Raw genomic sequence first — 15,856 nt, 5'->3', positions numbered from 1 at the left:
CGCACGGGGAGGCTCAGCCGTGGAGGTGGTCCAGGGCCAGGTTGAGTCGTAGGACGTTCACCGCCGGGTCGCCCATGAAGCCCAGGGCGCGCCCGATGGTGTGCTGCGCGATCAGCTTCGTGACCGTGCCCAGGTCCAGGCCGCGCGCCTTGGCCACCCGCGGGGCCTGTAGCGCGGCGTAGGCCGGCGAGATGTGCGGGTCGAGCCCGGAGCCGCTCGCGGTGACCGCGTCGGCGGGCACCACGGCCCTGGCGGTCCCGCGCACCGGCACCGTCCGGCCCGCCGCGTAGTCCTCACCGGGCCGGGCGCACTCCACCCGGACGCCCTGGTACTCGGCGGCGAACGGGGCCGCCGGGCACGCCTGGTTGACGCTGACCACCCGGGTGGGTGTGCCTGCGGCAGGAAAGACCTTCAGCACAGCGCCCACGCCGTCGGGGGTGCAGAACGGCCGGGTGCCGCTGACCCCTTCCAGCTCGCCCGCGGCCCGGCTGCGGGCGCAGACCTGGGTGAGCAGGCTCCGTCGCCCGCCCTCGGCGCCGGGTGCCGGAAGGGTGTCCACGATGTCCTCGGGGCCGAGGTTGCTCGCGGCGGTGGCGGTGGGGTCGTAGCCGTCGCCGGCCGCCGACGGGCGGCTCTGGAAGTACTTCCTCAGCGGGGCGCCGTCGGGGCCGGTGAACTTCTGGCCGATCAGGGCGCTGCCCACGTCCTTGCCGTTCTGGCGCACGATCGAGCCGTTGGCGGAGTCGTGGAACACGGCCTGGGCCACCCCGGTCACGAGCAGCGGGTAGACCGCGCCGGTGACCAGGGTGAGCACCAGCAGCGCGCGCAGCGCGGCGAGGTGGCGGCGGATCCAGCTTGGCAGGCGTTCCATCTATGACATCCCCGGAAGGAACTGGACGATCAGGTCGATGAGCTTGATGCCGGCGAACGGGACGACGATCCCGCCGAGGCCGTACAGGTAGAGGTTGCGGGACAGCAGCTTGTCGGCGCTGGAGGGCCGGTAGCGCACGCCGCGCAGGGCCAGCGGGATCAGCGCGACGATGACGACCGCGTTGAAGACGACCGCGGACAGGATGGCCGACTGCGGGCTGTGCAGCCGCATGACGTTCAGCGTGTCCAGGCCGGGGTAGACCGCCGCGAACATCGCCGGGATGATCGCGAAGTACTTGGCGATGTCGTTGGCGATGGAGAACGTGGTCAGCGCGCCGCGCGTGATCAGGAGCTGCTTGCCGATCTCGACGATCTCGATGAGCTTGGTCGGGTTGGAGTCCAGGTCCACCATGTTCCCGGCCTCCTTGGCGGCCGAGGTGCCGGTGTTCATCGCCACCCCGACGTCGGCCTGGGCGAGCGCGGGGGCGTCGTTGGTGCCGTCTCCGGTCATCGCGACCAGCCGGCCGCCCTCCTGCTCCTTCCTGATCAGCGCGAGCTTGTCCTCCGGCGTCGCCTCGGCCAGGAAGTCGTCCACTCCGGCCTCGTCGGCGATGGCCCGCGCGGTCAGCGGGTTGTCCCCGGTGATCATCACGGTGCGGATGCCCATGCGGCGCATGTGCTCGAACCGCTCCCGCATGCCCTCCTTGACGACGTCCTTGAGGTGGACGACGCCGAGCACGCGGGCGGTGCCCCCGGTGATCTCGCCCACCACCAGCGGGGTGCCGCCGGAGGCCGAGATGCCGTCCACCAGGGCGCCGACGTCGGCCGTCGGGTGGCCGCCGTGGTCGCGCACCCACTTCATGACCGAGGTGGCGGCGCCCTTGCGGACCTGGCGGCCGTCCACGTCGACCCCCGACATACGGGTCTGCGCGGTGAAGGGGATCCATTCGGCGTGCGCCAGCTCACCCGGCGCGCGTTCGCGCAGGCCGTACGCCTGCTTGGCGTACACCACGATCGAGCGGCCCTCGGGGGTCTCGTCGGCGAGGCTGGCGAGCTGCGCCGCCTCGGCCAGCTCCCCCGTGCTCACCCCGGCCACCGGCACGAAGTCGGACGCCTGCCGGTTGCCCAGGGTGATGGTGCCGGTCTTGTCCAGCAGCAGCGTGCCGACGTCCCCGGCCGCCTCCACGGCCCGGCCGCTCACCGCCAGCACGTTGCGCTGGACGAGGCGGTCCATGCCCGCGATGCCGATGGCCGACAGCAGCGCGCCGATCGTGGTCGGGATGAGGCAGACCAGCAGCGACACCAGCACGATGCCGCTGACGCCGTCGCCGGTCAGCGCCAGGGAGTCCGGGACGCCGGGGTTGACGGACTTGGCGTAGATGGCCAGCGGCTGCATGGTGACGGTGGCGACCAGGAAGATGATCGTCAGCGCGGCCAGCAGGATGTTGAGCGCGATCTCGTTCGGGGTCTTCTGCCGGTTCGCGCCCTCCACCAGGGCGATCATGCGGTCGATGAAGCTCTCGCCAGGCCTTTGAGTGATCTTGACGATGACGCGGTCGGACAGCACCTTGGTGCCGCCGGTGACCGCCGAGCGGTCGCCGCCGGACTCGCGGATCACCGGGGCGGACTCGCCGGTGATGGCCGACTCGTCCACGCTGGCGATGCCCTCGACCACGTCGCCGTCCCCAGGGATGATCTCACCGGCGGCCACCACCACGATGTCGCCCTGGGCCAGCTCGGTGGCGCCGATGGTGTCGAACGCGGCAGGCTCCCGGCCGGGCCGCCAGTCGCGCAGCCGCCGGGCCGTGGTGTCGCGCTTGGCGGCGCGCAGCGTGGCGGCCTGCGCCTTGCCGCGGCCCTCGGCGACCGCCTCGGCCAGGTTGGCGAAGACCACCGTGAGCCACAGCCAGGCGGTGATCGCCCAGGCGAAGAACGACGGCCGGGTGACGGCGAGGACGGTGGTGAACGCCGCGCCGATCTCGACGATGAACATGACGGGGTTGCGCCACAGCGTCGCGGGGTTCAGCTTGCGCAGCGCGTCCGGCAGCGAGGTGAGCAGCTGCGCGGGGTCGAGCAGTCCGCCGCCGACCTTCCCGTCCCGTGGGGTGGGGGTGCGCGCGGGCGGTGCGGGGGCACGGCCCGGCGCGTGGATCCCGGGGATCATCAGTGGATTCCTTCTGCGAGCGGTCCGAGCGCGAGAGCGGGGAGGAAGGTGAGCGCGACCAGGACGACGGTCACGCCGGTCACCATGCCGACGAACAATGGCCGGTGGGTGGGCAGCGTTCCGGCGGAGGCCGGGACGGGGGACTGCCGGGCCAGCGAGCCGGCCAGCGCCAGGACGAAGACGATGGGCAGGAAGCGGCCGAAGGCCATGCACAGCCCGAGGACGGTGTCGTACCAGGGGGTGTTCGCGGTGAGGCCGGCGAACGCCGACCCGTTGTTCGCCGCGGCGCTGGTGAAGGCGTAGAGCACTTCCGACAGGCCGTGCGCGCCGGGGTTGAGCATGCTGGCTCGCTGCTCGGCGGAGCCCATGGCCAGGGCCGTGCCGGCCAGCACGAGCACCGGAGTGGTGAGGAAGTACAGCGACGCGAGCTTGATCTCCCGGGGGCCGATCTTCTTGCCCAGGTACTCGGGGGTGCGGCCGACCATCAGGCCGGCGACGAAGACGGTGATCACCGCGAGCACGAGCATGCCGTACAGGCCCGACCCCACGCCGCCGGGCGCGACCTCGCCCAGCATCATGTTCACCATGGTCATCCCGCCGCCGAGCGCGGTGAAGGAGTCGTGGAAGGAGTTGACCGCGCCGGTCGAGGTCAGGGTCGTCGCGGCGGCGAAGGCGCCGGAGTCGGGCACGCCGAACCGCACCTCCTTGCCCTCCATCGCGGCGCCCACGGCCTGCGGGACGGTGCCGTTGTGGGCCACCTCCAGGCCGGTGAGCACGGCGACGCTGGTGATCGCCAGGACGGCCATGACGGCGGCGATCGCGTAGCCCTGCCGCCGGTCGCCGACCATGCGGCCGAACGTGCGGGGCAGCGCGAACGGCAGCACGAGGAGGGCGAACACCTCGACCCAGTTCGTCCAGGTGGTGGCGTTCTCGAACGGGTGGGCGGAGTTGACGTTGTAGAAGCCGCCGCCGTTGGTGCCGAGCTCCTTGATGATCTCCTGGCTCGCCACCGGTCCGCCGGTGATCTGCTGGGTGCCGCCCGCGATGGCGGCGACCTCGTGGCCACCGGAGAGGTTCTGGACCAGGCCGCCGGCCAGCAGCACGAGTGCGCCCAGGAAAGCGAGGGGCAGCAGGATGCGCACGATGCCGCGCACCAGGTCGACCCAGAAGTTGCCGAGGTCGCCGGTGCGCCTGCGCGCGAACCCGCGCACCAGTGCGACCGCCACGGCCATGCCGACCGCGGCCGAGACGAAGTTCTGCACGGCCAGGCCGGCCATCTGCACCAGATGGCCCATCGTGGACTCGCCCGAGTACGCCTGCCAGTTGGTGTTGGTCACGAAGCTGACCGCGGTGTTCCAGGCGAGGTGGCCGGGCACGGCGGGGAGGCCGAGGCTGAGGAAGAGCCGGTCCTGCAGGCGCTGGAAGGCGTACAGGACCAGGATGGACACGGCGGAGAACGCCAGGACGGCGCGGGCGTACACCGGCCAGGGCTGCTCGGTCTCCGGGCGCACCCCGATCAGCCGGTAGGCCACCTTCTCGACGGCCAGGTGCCGGGTGCCGCTGTAGACGCGGTACATGTGGTCGCCCAGCGGCCGGTGCGTGAGCGCCAGGGCGACGACGAGCGATCCGATGAACAGGACGCCCGCGAGGGCAGGTGACATCAGAAGCGCTCCGGGAAGAGCAGGGCCGCGACCATGAAGACCACCAGTACGGCGGAGACGGCCAGGCCGGCGGCGTTGACGGCGCTCACAGGCGCTCCACCGCCCTGACGACGAGCCCCAAGATCGCGAAGATCGCGACCGTCAGGGCGACGAAGATGACGTCGGCCATCCTCAGACTCCTCGGATTCGATTTCGGCATGCGTGCGGCCGCCCCGGACGGACGGCCGCACAACTAGCAAAACGCGAGGATCGTCACTTATCGCCGCTCTTGACGGCTTCCGTACGTGGCTCGGGGGAATCTTGACGCCCCTGCTACGCCCCCGGGCGCGGCGGTCGCGCGCGGCGGCGCTTTCGAACCTGTGTACGAACCTGTGGATAACCCTGGCCCCTGTGGATGACGGCGCGCCTGCCGGACCGCCCGGGCGAAGGGGAGGGCGGGGAGTGCGGGCAGGTCGGCACGGGGGAGGAGGGGACGCGAGCCGCGTCGGAGATCGCTTTCGAACCTGTGTACGAGTCTGTGGAAATCGTGGACCGAGACCCGTTCAGGCGGCGGGGCGCGTCCACCGGGGCCGGAGTGGGATGACACGCCGACGGCCCCTACCTTCGGGCACGGACGACGAATGGTCGCTGTTAACGATAACAAATCCGTCAGTTCGTGCGAATGCGGTCGCCCACGTGTTTCCCGAAGGTCGTCGCCTAGTTTCCGTGCGATGGCGCGTCCGGTCAAGGCCCAAAAACCGGCGAGCGGGCCGCCGAAGGGAGGGCGACTCGCCTCTGCCGGCGGGATTCCCGCTTCTTCCTGCGGTGATGCCCGCAAGCCCCCCGGAGTCCCGTGGCGGGCGGGTTAACGGGGTGTTTCGATGTGACCGGACCGTAACGTCGACCCGCTTGACGCTGGTCGGTGTTAACGCTCACAGTCATGGCAAGCCGTCCGCGAGGAACACTCACAAAGGCCCGCCCGGCTGAATCAGGCGTTCATAGGTGTTCGGTAGGAGTGTTAACGCTAACAGCTAGAAAGGACAAGATAGTGCTACGAAAGCTCTCTTCTCTGATCTTGGTCGGTGTGGCGGGGCTGGCCATGTCCGGTTGCAGTGGTGGCGGCGGGACCGATGGAGCCGCGACCGGCTCGTCCGCGGGTGCGGGCGGCGGTAACGACAAGATCGTTATGGGTTTCGCGCAGGTCGGCGCGGAAAGTGGCTGGCGTACCGCCAACACCAAGTCGATCCAGGAGTCCGCGGCCCAGGCCGGCATCGAGCTGAAGTTCTCCGACGCGCAGCAGAAGCAGGAGAACCAGATCAAGGCCATCCGGTCCTACATCCAGCAGAAGGTCGACATCATCGCCTTCTCGCCGGTGGTCGAGTCGGGCTGGGACACCGTGCTGAAGGAGGCCCAGCGGGCCAAGATCCCGGTCATCCTGACCGACCGCGCCGTGGACTCGCCGGACAAGAGCCTCTACAAGACCTTCCTCGGCTCCGACTTCGTGGAAGAGGGCCGCAAGGCGGGCCAGTGGCTGGTCGACGAGTACAAGGACAGCAAGGACCCGGTCAACATCGTCGAGCTGCAGGGCACCACCGGCTCGGCGCCCGCGAACGACCGTAAGGCCGGCTTCCAGGAGGTCATCGGCGCCGATCCGAAGTTCAAGATCGCCGCTTCGCAGACCGGTGACTTCACCCGCGCCAAGGGCAAGGAGGTCATGGAGGCCTTCCTGAAGTCCACCCCCAAGATCGACGTGCTGTTCGCGCACAACGACGACATGGGACTCGGCGCGATCGAGGCGATCGAGGGCGCCGGCAAGGTGCCCGGCAAGGACATCAAGATCGTCACGATTGACGCGGTGAAGGACGGCATGCAGGCCCTCGCCGACGGGAAGATCAACTACATCGTCGAGTGCAGCCCGCTGCTCGGCCCGCAACTCATGGACCTGAGCAAGAAGGTCCTCGCGGGCGAGCAGGTGGAGCCCCGCGTGGTCACCGAGGAGACCACCTTCACCCAGGAGCAGGCCAAGCAGGCCCTGCCCGAGCGGAAGTACTGACCGGCGCCCCGCCGGTCACGGAGTGAGGCCCAGCGCCGCGGCCCGGTCACCGGCCCGGTTCCCCCCGTCCCCGCGGGTGGTTCCGGCCGGTGGCCGGGCCGCGGCGGGGCGTCGGCGGCCGTGACCGGCGGGGATCCCGTGAGACCGCCGCCCGGCGGCAGGCGAGGAGCGGGCCGCACGCGCGGCCCGGCGGCCGGGCGGCCTGGACGACGGACCATCCGGCCAGGAGGATGAGAGGGGGTGCCCATGACCGAACCCGTACCGATCCTGCAGATGCGCGGGATCGACAAGCAGTTCCCCGGTGTCAAGGCGCTCGACGGCGTGGACTTCCGGTTGTTCCCCGGCGAGGTGCACGCGCTGATGGGAGAGAACGGCGCCGGCAAGTCGACACTGATCAAGGTCCTGACCGGCGTCTACGACATCGACGCGGGCGCGATCGAGCTGGAGGGCCGTCCGGTCGCCTTCTCCGGCCCCCTCGCCGCCCAGCAGGCGGGCATCAGCACCGTCTACCAGGAGGTCAACCTCTGCGCGAACCTGTCGGTCGCGGAGAACATCTTCATCGGCCGCGAGCCGCGCCGGTTCGGCCGGCTCCAGTGGCGGGTGATGCGCCGCGAGGCCGAGCGGATCCTCGCCTCGCTGGACCTGGACCTCGACGTCTCCGCCTCGCTGTCCGCCTACTCCCTGGCGGTCCAGCAGATGGTGGCCATCGCCCGCGCCGTCCAAGTGGACGCCAAGGTGCTGATCCTGGACGAGCCGACCTCCAGCCTGGACGCCGGCGAGGTGGAACGGCTCTTCGGCGTGATGCGGCGGCTGAAGGAACAGGGCATCGCGATCCTGTTCGTGTCGCACTTCCTCGACCAGATCTACGAGATCTCCGACCGGATGACCGTGCTGCGCAACGGCACGCTGGTCGGCGAGTACCTCACCCGTGACCTTCCGCAGGTCGAGCTGGTCGGCAAGATGATCGGCCGCGAGCTCGCCGCCCTGGAGAGCCTGGAGGACCGCCGCGCCGCCGCCGAGCAGGCCGACGCCGCCGCCCCGCTGGTCGAGGCCGACGGGCTCGGCCGGCCCGGGGCGATCGAGCCGTTCTCGCTGACCGTGCGCGAGGGCGAGGTGCTCGGCCTGGCCGGGCTGCTCGGCTCGGGCCGCACCGAGGTCGCCCGGCTGCTGTTCGGCGCCGACCATGCCGGCAGCGGCACGCTGCGCGTCGGTGGCGTACCGGTCCGGCTGCGCACTCCCCGCGCGGCGGTGCGGCACAAGCTGGCCTACTGCTCGGAGGACCGGCGGGCCGAGGGCATCATCCCCGAGCTCACCGTCCGCGAGAACCTCATCCTGGCCCTGCAGGCCGCGCGCGGGTGGACCCGCCCGATCGCCCGGCGCAAGCAGGACGAGCTGGTCGAGCGGTACATCAAGGCGCTCGACATCCGCCCGGCCGACCCCGACCGGCCGATCGCCAACCTCAGCGGCGGCAACCAGCAGAAGGTCCTGCTGGCCCGCTGGCTCATCCTCCAGCCCCGGCTGCTCATCCTGGACGAGCCCACCCGGGGCATCGACGTGGGCGCCAAGGCGGAGATCCAGCGCCTGGTCGTGGAACTGTCCGACGGCGGCACGGCCGTGCTGTTCATCTCGGCGGAGCTGGAGGAGGTCCTGCGGCTCAGCCACAAGATCGCCGTACTGCGCGACCGCCGGATGGTCGCCGAGCTGGACAACGACGAGCAGCTCACCACCGACGCACTGACCGAGACGATCGCGAGCGGAGGCCGGTCGTGAGCCGCCTGCTGGGACACCGCCTGTTTTGGCCGTCGGCCGTCCTGGCCGCGTTGCTGCTGGTCAACGTGGTCTTCACCAATGGCTTCCTCAACGTGCAGATGAAGGACGGGCACCTGTACGGGAGCCTGATCGACATCGTGCGGTTCGGCGCGCCGCTGATCCTGGTGGCGCTCGGCATGACCCTGGTGATCGCCACCGGCGGCATCGACCTGTCGGTCGGGTCGGTGGTCGCGATCGCCGGCGCGCTGGCCTGCCTGCGCATCAGCCTGCTCGGCGACCAGAACTCGGTCGGCGGGGTGCTCGGCGCGATCGGCCTGGCCCTGGCGCTGTCGCTGGTGCTCGGCCTGTGGAACGGCGTGCTGGTCACGGCCGCCGGCATCCAGCCGATCATCGCGACGCTGATCCTCATGGTCGCCGGGCGCGGCCTCGCCCAGCTCATCACGGACGGCCAGATCATCACGATCAACAGCTCGCCGTACAAGCTGATCGGCGGCGGCTACTGGCTGACGCTGCCGTTCGGGATCATCATCGTGGCCGCCGTGCTGGCGCTCGCCGCCTTCCTCACCCGGCGCCTGGCCCTCGGCCTGCTGATCGAGTCGGTCGGCGGCAACGCCAAGGCCAGCCGCCTGGCGGGCATCAGCGCCCGCGGCGTGCTGCTCACGGTGTACGCCTTCTGCGGCCTGTGCGCGGGCATCGCCGGACTGATGATCAGCTCGAACGTCTCCAGCGCGGACGGCAACAACGCGGGGCTGTGGATCGAGCTGGACGCCATCCTCGCCGTCGTCATCGGCGGCACCTCCCTCGCGGGCGGGCGGTTCTCGCTCGGCGGCACCGTGCTCGGCGCCCTGGTCATCCAGACCCTGACCACGACCATCTACTCGATCGGCGTGCCGCCGGAGACGACGCTGCTGTTCAAGGCGCTCGTGGTGACCATCGTCTGCCTGCTGCAGTCTCCCGCCTTCCGCGCGAAGGTGCTGCACGGCAGGCGACGGCGGCCCTCCGCGTCGGCGCGACCGGTGCCAGAAGAGAAGAAGGCGAGCGTCTCCGCATGACCACCCTCACCGGCCGCCTGCGGATCGGCGGCCAGACCATCCCCCGCAAGTACGTGCCCGTGCTGGTGACCGCGGGCCTGTTCGTGGCGATGTTCGCCGCGGGCAGCGTGCGCTACGAGGCGTTCGGCACCGGGCAGGTCATCCTCAACGTCTTCGTCGACAACGCCTTCCTGCTGGTGGTCGCCGTCGGCATGACCTTCGTGATCCTCACCGGCGGCATCGACCTGTCGGTCGGCTCGGTCGTCGCGCTCTCCACGATGCTGGCGGCCGTCCTGTTGCGCGACGGATGGCCGGTCGTCGCGGTGATCGGGCTGGTGCTGGTCGTCGGCGCGGTGCTCGGCCTCGGCATGGGCGCGATCGTCCACTACTTCGAGATCCAGCCGTTCATCGTCACGCTGGCCGGCATGTTCCTCGCCCGGGGGCTGTGCTACACGATCGCCACCGACTCCATCCCGATCACCGACCCGTCGTTCACCGCGTTCGCCCAGGCCACGATCCCGCTGGGCGGGGAGCTGTGGATCACGCCGAGCGTGGTGGCAGGTCTGGTGGTCGTCGTGGTCGCGGCCTACGTGCTGCACTACACGCGGCTCGGCCGCAATGTGTACGCGATCGGCGGGAGCGAGCAGTCGGCGCTGCTCATGGGCCTGCCGGTGGCCCGCACGAAGATCGCGGTCTACACGATCAGCGGGTTCTGCTCGGCGCTCGGCGGGCTGCTGCTGTCGTTCTACATGCTCTCCGGGTACGGCCTGCACGCGGTCGGCATGGAGCTGGACGCCATCGCCGCCGTGGTCATCGGCGGCACGCTGCTGACCGGTGGCAGCGGCTACCTGCTCGGCACCGTGCTCGGCGTGCTCGTGCTCGGACTGATCCAGACGATCATCAGCTTCGAGGGCACGCTAAGCTCCTGGTGGACCAAGATCTTCATCGGGGCACTGCTCTTCGTGTTCATCCTGCTCCAGCGCCTGATCTCGGCGCGCAGGACGGGTGCGCGTTCGACCTGACCCGGCGCGCCCCGCGGCGACGGCGGCCCGCGTCCTGGTCCAGGACGCGGGCCGCCGTTCCCATGCCGGTTCTGTGTGGCGTGGCCCACACTCGCGCCCTGTGTGGATTTGTACGTATTGCCGTGATCTCCGCGGGCCTAGTTTTTCGGATGTCCGAACCGAGCAAGCACTAAGGACTCAAATCCGATGAACGTCGAGCAGACCAACAAGACCGGCAAGGCGAACCTCTCCTGGAGCAAGACGATGAGCCGGGTGGCGGTGGGCACGGCGACCGCGGCGCTGGCCCTCGGCGCGCTCACCCTGCCGGCCGGCGCGGCCACCGCCGCCCACGGCGGGCACAGCGGGCACAGCTCCCACACCACGACCTCCCACCCGACCTCCTCCCAGCACATCGTCCACGGCAAGAGCTACTACTTCGCCGCCGTGCTCCTCGGCCGCAACGAGGTGCGCGAGCCCGGCAAGAAGGTCAACGACCGCGACGGCCTGGCCGTGGCCAAGTTCCGCATCCAGGGCAACCGCCTGTCCTACATCGTGCAGTGGAAGCGGACCGGCAAGCCCACCGCGTTCCACATCCACCGTGGCAAGGCGGGTGTCAACGGCCCGGTCGTCATCGACCTGTCCAAGGGCAAGCGGCGCGGCAACACCCTCTCCGGCACGGTCGTGGTCGACGACCTCAGCGTGCTGAAGGGCATCAAGAACAACCCGAAGAACTGGTACAGCAACTTCCACAGCTCCCAGTTCCCCGACGGCGCGGTCCGCGGTCAGCTGCACAAGGGCGGCCGCTGGTAGCCACCGCCGCGGGGGAGAAGGTCCCGTCCGGCCGGAACCGGCGGCCGCCCGGGGGGTGCGCCCGCCCGTCACCGGCGGGCCCGGCCGGGACCTTCTGCCCTACCGCGCGTGCCGCCGGTGGCGGAGTCTGGTGGTGAGGGCATCACCGGACGACGGCACGGGATCGAGGCGGCGGCCGTCGGGTTCCCATGACCGGACGGCCGCCGCCGCGCCGTCCGGCGCCCGCCGAGGGGAGGTGCGGGAAGATGTTCGCAGATCGTCAGGACGCGGGAGCGCAACTGGCCGAACGGCTGCGGGAGTTCACCGGCGCCGGGGACGTCGTGGTCGTGGGGCTGCCCCGCGGAGGCGTGCCGGTGGCCTTCGAGGTGGCCCGGGCCCTGCGAGCCCCGCTGGACGTGGTCCTCATCCGCAAGCTCGGCGTGCCGTTCCAGCCCGAGCTGGGATTCGGCGCGATCGGCGAGGGCGGCGTGCGCGTCCTCAACCAGGACATCGTGCGCATGGCCGGCCTGTCGCAGGAGGAGATGGCCGCGGTCGAGGTACGCGAGCAACGTGAGCTGCTGCGGCGCGTGCGCCGCTACCGCGGTGACCGTCCCCCGGTGGATCTCGCCAGGCGCACCGTGATCGTGGTCGACGACGGGATCGCCACCGGGGGGACCGCCCGCGCCGCCTGCCAGGTGGCCCGCGCGCAGGGCGCCAGGCGCGTCGTGCTCGCGGTGCCGGTGGGCGCGCCGAGCACGGTCGCGGCGATGTCGGACGTGGCCGACGAGGTGGTGTGCCTGCGTACTCCGGCCTCCTTCCACGCGATCGGCTCCTGGTACGCCGACTTCACCCAGACCGGCGACGACGAGGTGATCGAGCTGCTGCGCAGGGCCGCGGCGCTCGCGCACGGCCGCCGCACGGAGCCGGCGGCCTCCCCGCCGGGCATCCCGCTCGGCGAGGTGGAGGTCGAGGCGGGCGGCGTTCGGCTGCCCGGCCACCTCACCGTCCCCGACGAGGCCGCGGGGATCGTGGTGTTCGTCCACGGGAGCGGCAGCGGCCGGCACAGCCCGCGCAACCGGTACGTGGCCGGGCACCTCAACCGGGCCGGGCTCGGGACCCTGCTGTTCGACCTGCTCACCTGGCAGGAGGAGCTGGACCGGCGCAAGGTGTTCGACATCGAGCTGCTCGCCCGCAGGCTGCTGCAGGTGACGGCCTGGCTGCGCGAGGTGCCGCAGGCCGCCGGGCTGCCGATCGGCTACTTCGGGGCCAGCACCGGGGCCGCCGCCGCCCTGTGGGCCGCGGCCGAGCCGGACCATGACATCGCCGCCATCGTCTCGCGCGGTGGCCGGCCTGACCTCGCGGGGGCCAGGCTCGGCCTGGTGCGGGCGCCGACCCTGCTGATCGTGGGCGGGCGCGACGAGGTGGTGCTCGACCTCAACCGCGCGGCCCAGGAGCGGCTGCACTGCGACAACGAGCTGCGCATCGTCCCGGGAGCCACCCACCTGTTCGCCGAGCCGGGAACGCTGGAGGCCGTCGCCGACCTCGCCCGCGACTGGTTCGCCGGCCACTTCCGGCCGCTGGTCGCCGCCGCGCCGCCTCGTCCCGCGCACTGACCGCCGATGACGCTGCGCATCGCGGTGGGCACGGCCGGCCCGGCGCTCGGCCGTGCCGTCGCCGCCGGGCTGTACACCGAACCGGCCGTCACCTCGGTGGAGCGGTTCCCCGACGGCGAGCTGCGTCCGGTCGTCCACGGCGTGCGCGGCGCCGACGTCTACCTCGTCCAGCCGACGGGGCCGCCGGTCAACGAGCACGTGATGGAGCTGCTGCTGCTCCTGGACGCCTGCCGGCGCGGCGGCGCGGCCCGCCTGACCGCCGTGGTGCCCTATTTCGGGTACGCCCGGCAGGACCGCAGGGGCCGCGCCGGGGAGGCCATCGGCATCCGGGTCGTCGCCGACGCGCTCGCCTCCGCCGGGGCGCGGCGGCTGATCGTGGTGGACCCGCACACCGCCGCGCTGGAGGCCGTGTGCGCCATGCCGGTCGAGATGCTCACCGCCGTGCCCGTCCTCGCCGCCGCCCTGGGCGAGCGGACGGTGGACGACGCGGTGGTGGTGGCGCCCGACCTCGGCGCGGTGAAGCTCGCCGAGCGGTACGCCGCGCTGCTGTCCCGGCCGGTCGCGGTGGTCCGCAAGACGCGGCTGAGCGGCACCCGGGTCAGCGCCGAAGAGCTGGTCGGCGACGTCAGGGGACGCCAGGCGGTCGTGGTGGACGACATGATCAGCACCGGCGGGACGATCGAGGCCGCGGTGCACGTCCTGCTCGAGAACGGGGCGATCCCGCCCGTCCTGGTGGCGGCCACGCACGGCCTGTTCGTGCCGCCCGCCGCCGAGCGGCTCGGCGGGCCGCGCATCGCGGCCCTGCTGGTCACCGACAGCCTGCCGCAGGACGCCCCGACGACTCTGCCGATCAGGGTCTGCCCGTCGGCGCCACTGCTGGCCGACGCCATCGGCCGCCTGCACCGCGACGAGTCCCTCGACGACCTCCTGTTCCGCACCTGAGCCCTCCAGGGCATCCGACTGGAACGAGTCGGCAGGACAGACGTCCTGTTCGCGGCCCTCGCCGGCAATGGCAGTGCGCTGCCAAAAGTGCGTCAAGCCGCTGTTACCCGGCGTATGGGGCAGCGGTGCGCTGCGCATGATTGGGCTATGGGGCCGGATGGGCGCTTTGACGCGTTCCGGGCGCTGGCGGACCGGCGCGGCCGTCCGGGCGTCCGGCTGCTGGACGCGCTCGCCGCGGCCGCCGCCTCGGCCGGGCCACGGGAGCTCGCCGCGTGGGCGCCAGAGGTCGCCCGGGGGTTCGGGCTGCCCGCCGCGGCCGGGCTCGGCCCGGCCGGGTACTACGCCGACCTCGCGGTCCCGCACGCCGCGCGCCACGTGCGCGTCTGCACCGCCGCCGCCTGCTTCGCCGCCGACGGCGGCCGGCACCTCGCGCAGGTCGAGGAGGTGCTCGGGGTCACCGCCGACGACGCCCACCCCGGGCCGGAGGTGTCGCTGCAGACCGTGCGCTGCCTCGGATACTGCTACGCGGGCCCCGCCTGCCTCGACGGCGACACCCCCCTCGCCGGCCCCGACCTCGCCGGCCGGTTGCGTGGTCGCGCGCCCTCCCGCGACCCCGCCATCCCGGCCGCCGACACCACCGGTGACCCCGTCGTACTCGCCGGCATCGTCGCCGGTGAGGCCGCCTGGCAGGTCTGGTCCCGCACGGTGCGCACCGGCGCACCCGAGCGGGTGCGCGCGGAGGTGGCCGCCGCGGGCCTGCGCGGCCGGGGCGGGGCCGGCTTCCCGGTGGCGGCGAAGTGGGCCGCCGCGGGCGGCGCGCCCGGCACCGTCGTGGTGGCCAACGGCGACGAGGGCGACCCGGGGTCCTACGCCGACCGGCTGCTGATGGAACGCGACCCCGGACGGGTGCTCGAAGGGCTGGCGCTGGCCTGCTTCGCCTGCCACGCGAGCACCGGCGTCGTCCTGGTGCGCTCGGAGTACCCGCGGGCGCTGGCCCGCATGCGGGAGGCGGCGAGCCTGGCGTACGCCGACGGGCACCTGGGACGGGACGTCCACGGCAGCGGGACCGACCTGGAGGTCCACATCGTGGCGGGCGCCGGCTCCTACATCGCGGGCGAGGAGACCGCGCTCATCTCCGGCCTGGAAGGAGCGCGGGGATGCGCGCATCCGCGCCCGCCGTACCCCACAGAGCACGGGCTCTGGGACGCCCCCACGGTCGTGAACAACGTCGAGACGCTGGCCGCCGTGCCGTGGATCGTGTGGCGCGGCGGTGCGGCGTACGCCCGCCGGGGCACGCCCGGTGAGACCGGCACCAAGCTGGTCTGCCTGTCGGAGCTGTTCGCCCGGCCCGGCTGCTACGAGGTCGAGCTCGGCACCCCGGTGTCCCGCATCGTCGACGAGCTCGGCGGCCGGCTGCGCGACGGCGCCGCCTTGGCCGTCCTGCAGGTCGGCGGGCCGCTCGGCGGCTTCCTCGGCCCGGGCGAGCTGGACGTGCCGCTCACCGAGGCGGCGCTGGCCGCGCGCGGCGCCGCCCTCGGCCACGCGGGCCTGGTCGCCTTCGACCACCGGGTCGCGCCCGTGGACGTGCTGCGGCACGTGTGGGAGTTCGCCGCCGCCGAGAGCTGCGGCGCCTGCTCGCCGTGCCGGGTGGGGTCCCGGCGCGGCCTTTCCCTGGTGTCCCGGGGCGAGGCGGGCGAGCCGTACGCCCGGCTGCTGCGGGTGATGGAGGAGGCGAGCCTGTGCGCGTTCGGCCGCCGGGTGCCGCCCGCCGTCCGCAGCCTGGCCCGCGCGTACGGCGACGCCCTCCCGGGGTGGGCCCGGTGAGGCCGGGCGGCGGGATCGTGCCGGGTTCCGGTTCGACAGGGAGGGCCTGGTGAGGCCGGACGGTGGGCGCCGGATCGGGTGCGGGCCCGGCGGAATGGACCCGGTGTCGCCGGGCGGTGGACTCCGGGGAACGCGGCCGATGCGGGCTGCCGTTGGGAT

12 protein-coding genes are annotated in these 15,856 nt (G+C 72.2%); 8 read left to right on the top strand and 4 right to left on the bottom strand.

The annotated features are described in order from the left end of the window. Positions 1–13: 13 nt before the first annotated feature. From IEY93_RS31775 to IEY93_RS31760, 4 genes are read right to left on the bottom strand one after another with little or no spacing between them, the layout of a single operon-like run. The gene (locus tag IEY93_RS31775) at positions 14–871 is read right to left on the bottom strand and encodes a potassium-transporting ATPase subunit C (protein WP_189166853.1); all 858 of its coding nucleotides are present in this window, start codon (positions 869–871) and stop codon (positions 14–16) included. Beyond that, positions 872–3,034: a potassium-transporting ATPase subunit KdpB gene (gene kdpB, locus IEY93_RS31770; protein ID WP_189166852.1), complete on the bottom strand. Its 2,163-nt coding sequence runs from the start codon at positions 3,032–3,034 to the stop codon at positions 872–874. Further along, the gene (kdpA, locus tag IEY93_RS31765; RefSeq protein WP_189166851.1) at positions 3,034–4,695 is read right to left on the bottom strand and encodes a potassium-transporting ATPase subunit KdpA; all 1,662 of its coding nucleotides are present in this window, start codon (positions 4,693–4,695) and stop codon (positions 3,034–3,036) included. The genes kdpB and kdpA overlap by 1 nt, the downstream gene beginning before the upstream one ends. Continuing rightward, positions 4,695–4,784 carry a potassium-transporting ATPase subunit F gene (locus tag IEY93_RS31760; RefSeq protein ID WP_189166850.1) on the bottom strand — a complete coding sequence of 30 codons (90 nt, stop codon included), beginning with the start codon at positions 4,782–4,784 and terminating at the stop codon, positions 4,695–4,697. Before IEY93_RS31760 ends, kdpA begins: the two co-directional genes overlap by 1 nt. Before the next feature lie 1,076 nt (positions 4,785–5,860). Between IEY93_RS31760 and IEY93_RS31750 the strand changes: the two genes are divergently transcribed. The 8 genes from IEY93_RS31750 to IEY93_RS31715 all read left to right on the top strand — a co-directional run bounded on the left by IEY93_RS31750 (position 5,861) and on the right by IEY93_RS31715 (position 15,697). Beyond that, a complete protein-coding gene (locus IEY93_RS31750) occupies positions 5,861–6,727 on the top strand; it encodes an ABC transporter substrate-binding protein (protein ID WP_229691648.1) in 867 nt (288 codons plus the stop codon). Positions 6,728–6,973: 246 nt separating this feature from the next. Then, on the top strand, positions 6,974–8,497 hold the full coding sequence (locus IEY93_RS31745) for a sugar ABC transporter ATP-binding protein (RefSeq protein WP_189166849.1): 1,524 nt from the start codon (positions 6,974–6,976) through the stop codon (positions 8,495–8,497). Beyond that, on the top strand, positions 8,494–9,549 hold the full coding sequence (locus IEY93_RS31740; protein WP_189166848.1) for an ABC transporter permease: 1,056 nt from the start codon (positions 8,494–8,496) through the stop codon (positions 9,547–9,549). The genes IEY93_RS31745 and IEY93_RS31740 overlap by 4 nt, the downstream gene beginning before the upstream one ends. Beyond that, positions 9,546–10,550 (top strand): galactofuranose ABC transporter, permease protein YjfF, encoded by a 1,005-nt coding sequence (gene yjfF, locus IEY93_RS31735; RefSeq protein WP_189166847.1) that lies wholly within the window; start codon positions 9,546–9,548, stop codon positions 10,548–10,550. Before IEY93_RS31740 ends, yjfF begins: the two co-directional genes overlap by 4 nt. A 186-nt stretch (positions 10,551–10,736) precedes the next feature. Beyond that, the gene (locus IEY93_RS31730) at positions 10,737–11,339 is read left to right on the top strand and encodes a CHRD domain-containing protein (protein ID WP_189166846.1); all 603 of its coding nucleotides are present in this window, start codon (positions 10,737–10,739) and stop codon (positions 11,337–11,339) included. 245 nt (positions 11,340–11,584) lie between these two features. Further along, positions 11,585–12,931, top strand: a complete 1,347-nt coding sequence (locus IEY93_RS31725) for a phosphoribosyltransferase family protein (RefSeq protein ID WP_189166845.1) — start codon at positions 11,585–11,587, stop codon at positions 12,929–12,931. Positions 12,932–12,937: 6 nt separating this feature from the next. Further along, the gene (locus IEY93_RS31720; RefSeq protein ID WP_189166844.1) at positions 12,938–13,873 is read left to right on the top strand and encodes a ribose-phosphate diphosphokinase; all 936 of its coding nucleotides are present in this window, start codon (positions 12,938–12,940) and stop codon (positions 13,871–13,873) included. 147 nt (positions 13,874–14,020) lie between these two features. Continuing rightward, positions 14,021–15,697, top strand: a complete 1,677-nt coding sequence (locus IEY93_RS31715) for an NADH-ubiquinone oxidoreductase-F iron-sulfur binding region domain-containing protein (RefSeq protein ID WP_189166843.1) — start codon at positions 14,021–14,023, stop codon at positions 15,695–15,697. The last annotated feature ends 159 nt before the right edge of the window (positions 15,698–15,856 follow it).

Source organism: Sphaerisporangium melleum (assembly GCF_014646695.1).
Classification (GTDB): Bacteria; Actinomycetota; Actinomycetes; order Streptosporangiales; family Streptosporangiaceae; genus Sphaerisporangium; species Sphaerisporangium melleum.
Note: the sequence above shows the minus strand (reverse complement) of the source record. Positions and strands in the feature narration are given on the sequence as shown.

Bases quoted from the DNA above. Each gene is read 5' to 3' on its own strand.
- IEY93_RS31750 (WP_229691648.1), top strand. From the start codon at position 5,861: ATGGGTTTCGCGCAGGTCGGCGCGGAAAGTGGCTGGCGTACCGCCAAC.
- IEY93_RS31715 (WP_189166843.1), top strand. From the start codon at position 14,021: ATGGGGCCGGATGGGCGCTTTGACGCGTTCCGGGCGCTGGCGGACCGG.
- kdpA (WP_189166851.1), bottom strand. From the start codon at position 4,695: ATGTCACCTGCCCTCGCGGGCGTCCTGTTCATCGGATCGCTCGTCGTC.
- kdpB (WP_189166852.1), bottom strand. From the start codon at position 3,034: ATGATCCCCGGGATCCACGCGCCGGGCCGTGCCCCCGCACCGCCCGCG.
- IEY93_RS31720 (WP_189166844.1), top strand. From the start codon at position 12,938: ATGACGCTGCGCATCGCGGTGGGCACGGCCGGCCCGGCGCTCGGCCGT.
- IEY93_RS31745 (WP_189166849.1), top strand. From the start codon at position 6,974: ATGACCGAACCCGTACCGATCCTGCAGATGCGCGGGATCGACAAGCAG.
- yjfF (WP_189166847.1), top strand. From the start codon at position 9,546: ATGACCACCCTCACCGGCCGCCTGCGGATCGGCGGCCAGACCATCCCC.
- IEY93_RS31730 (WP_189166846.1), top strand. From the start codon at position 10,737: ATGAACGTCGAGCAGACCAACAAGACCGGCAAGGCGAACCTCTCCTGG.
- IEY93_RS31775 (WP_189166853.1), bottom strand. From the start codon at position 871: ATGGAACGCCTGCCAAGCTGGATCCGCCGCCACCTCGCCGCGCTGCGC.
- IEY93_RS31725 (WP_189166845.1), top strand. From the start codon at position 11,585: ATGTTCGCAGATCGTCAGGACGCGGGAGCGCAACTGGCCGAACGGCTG.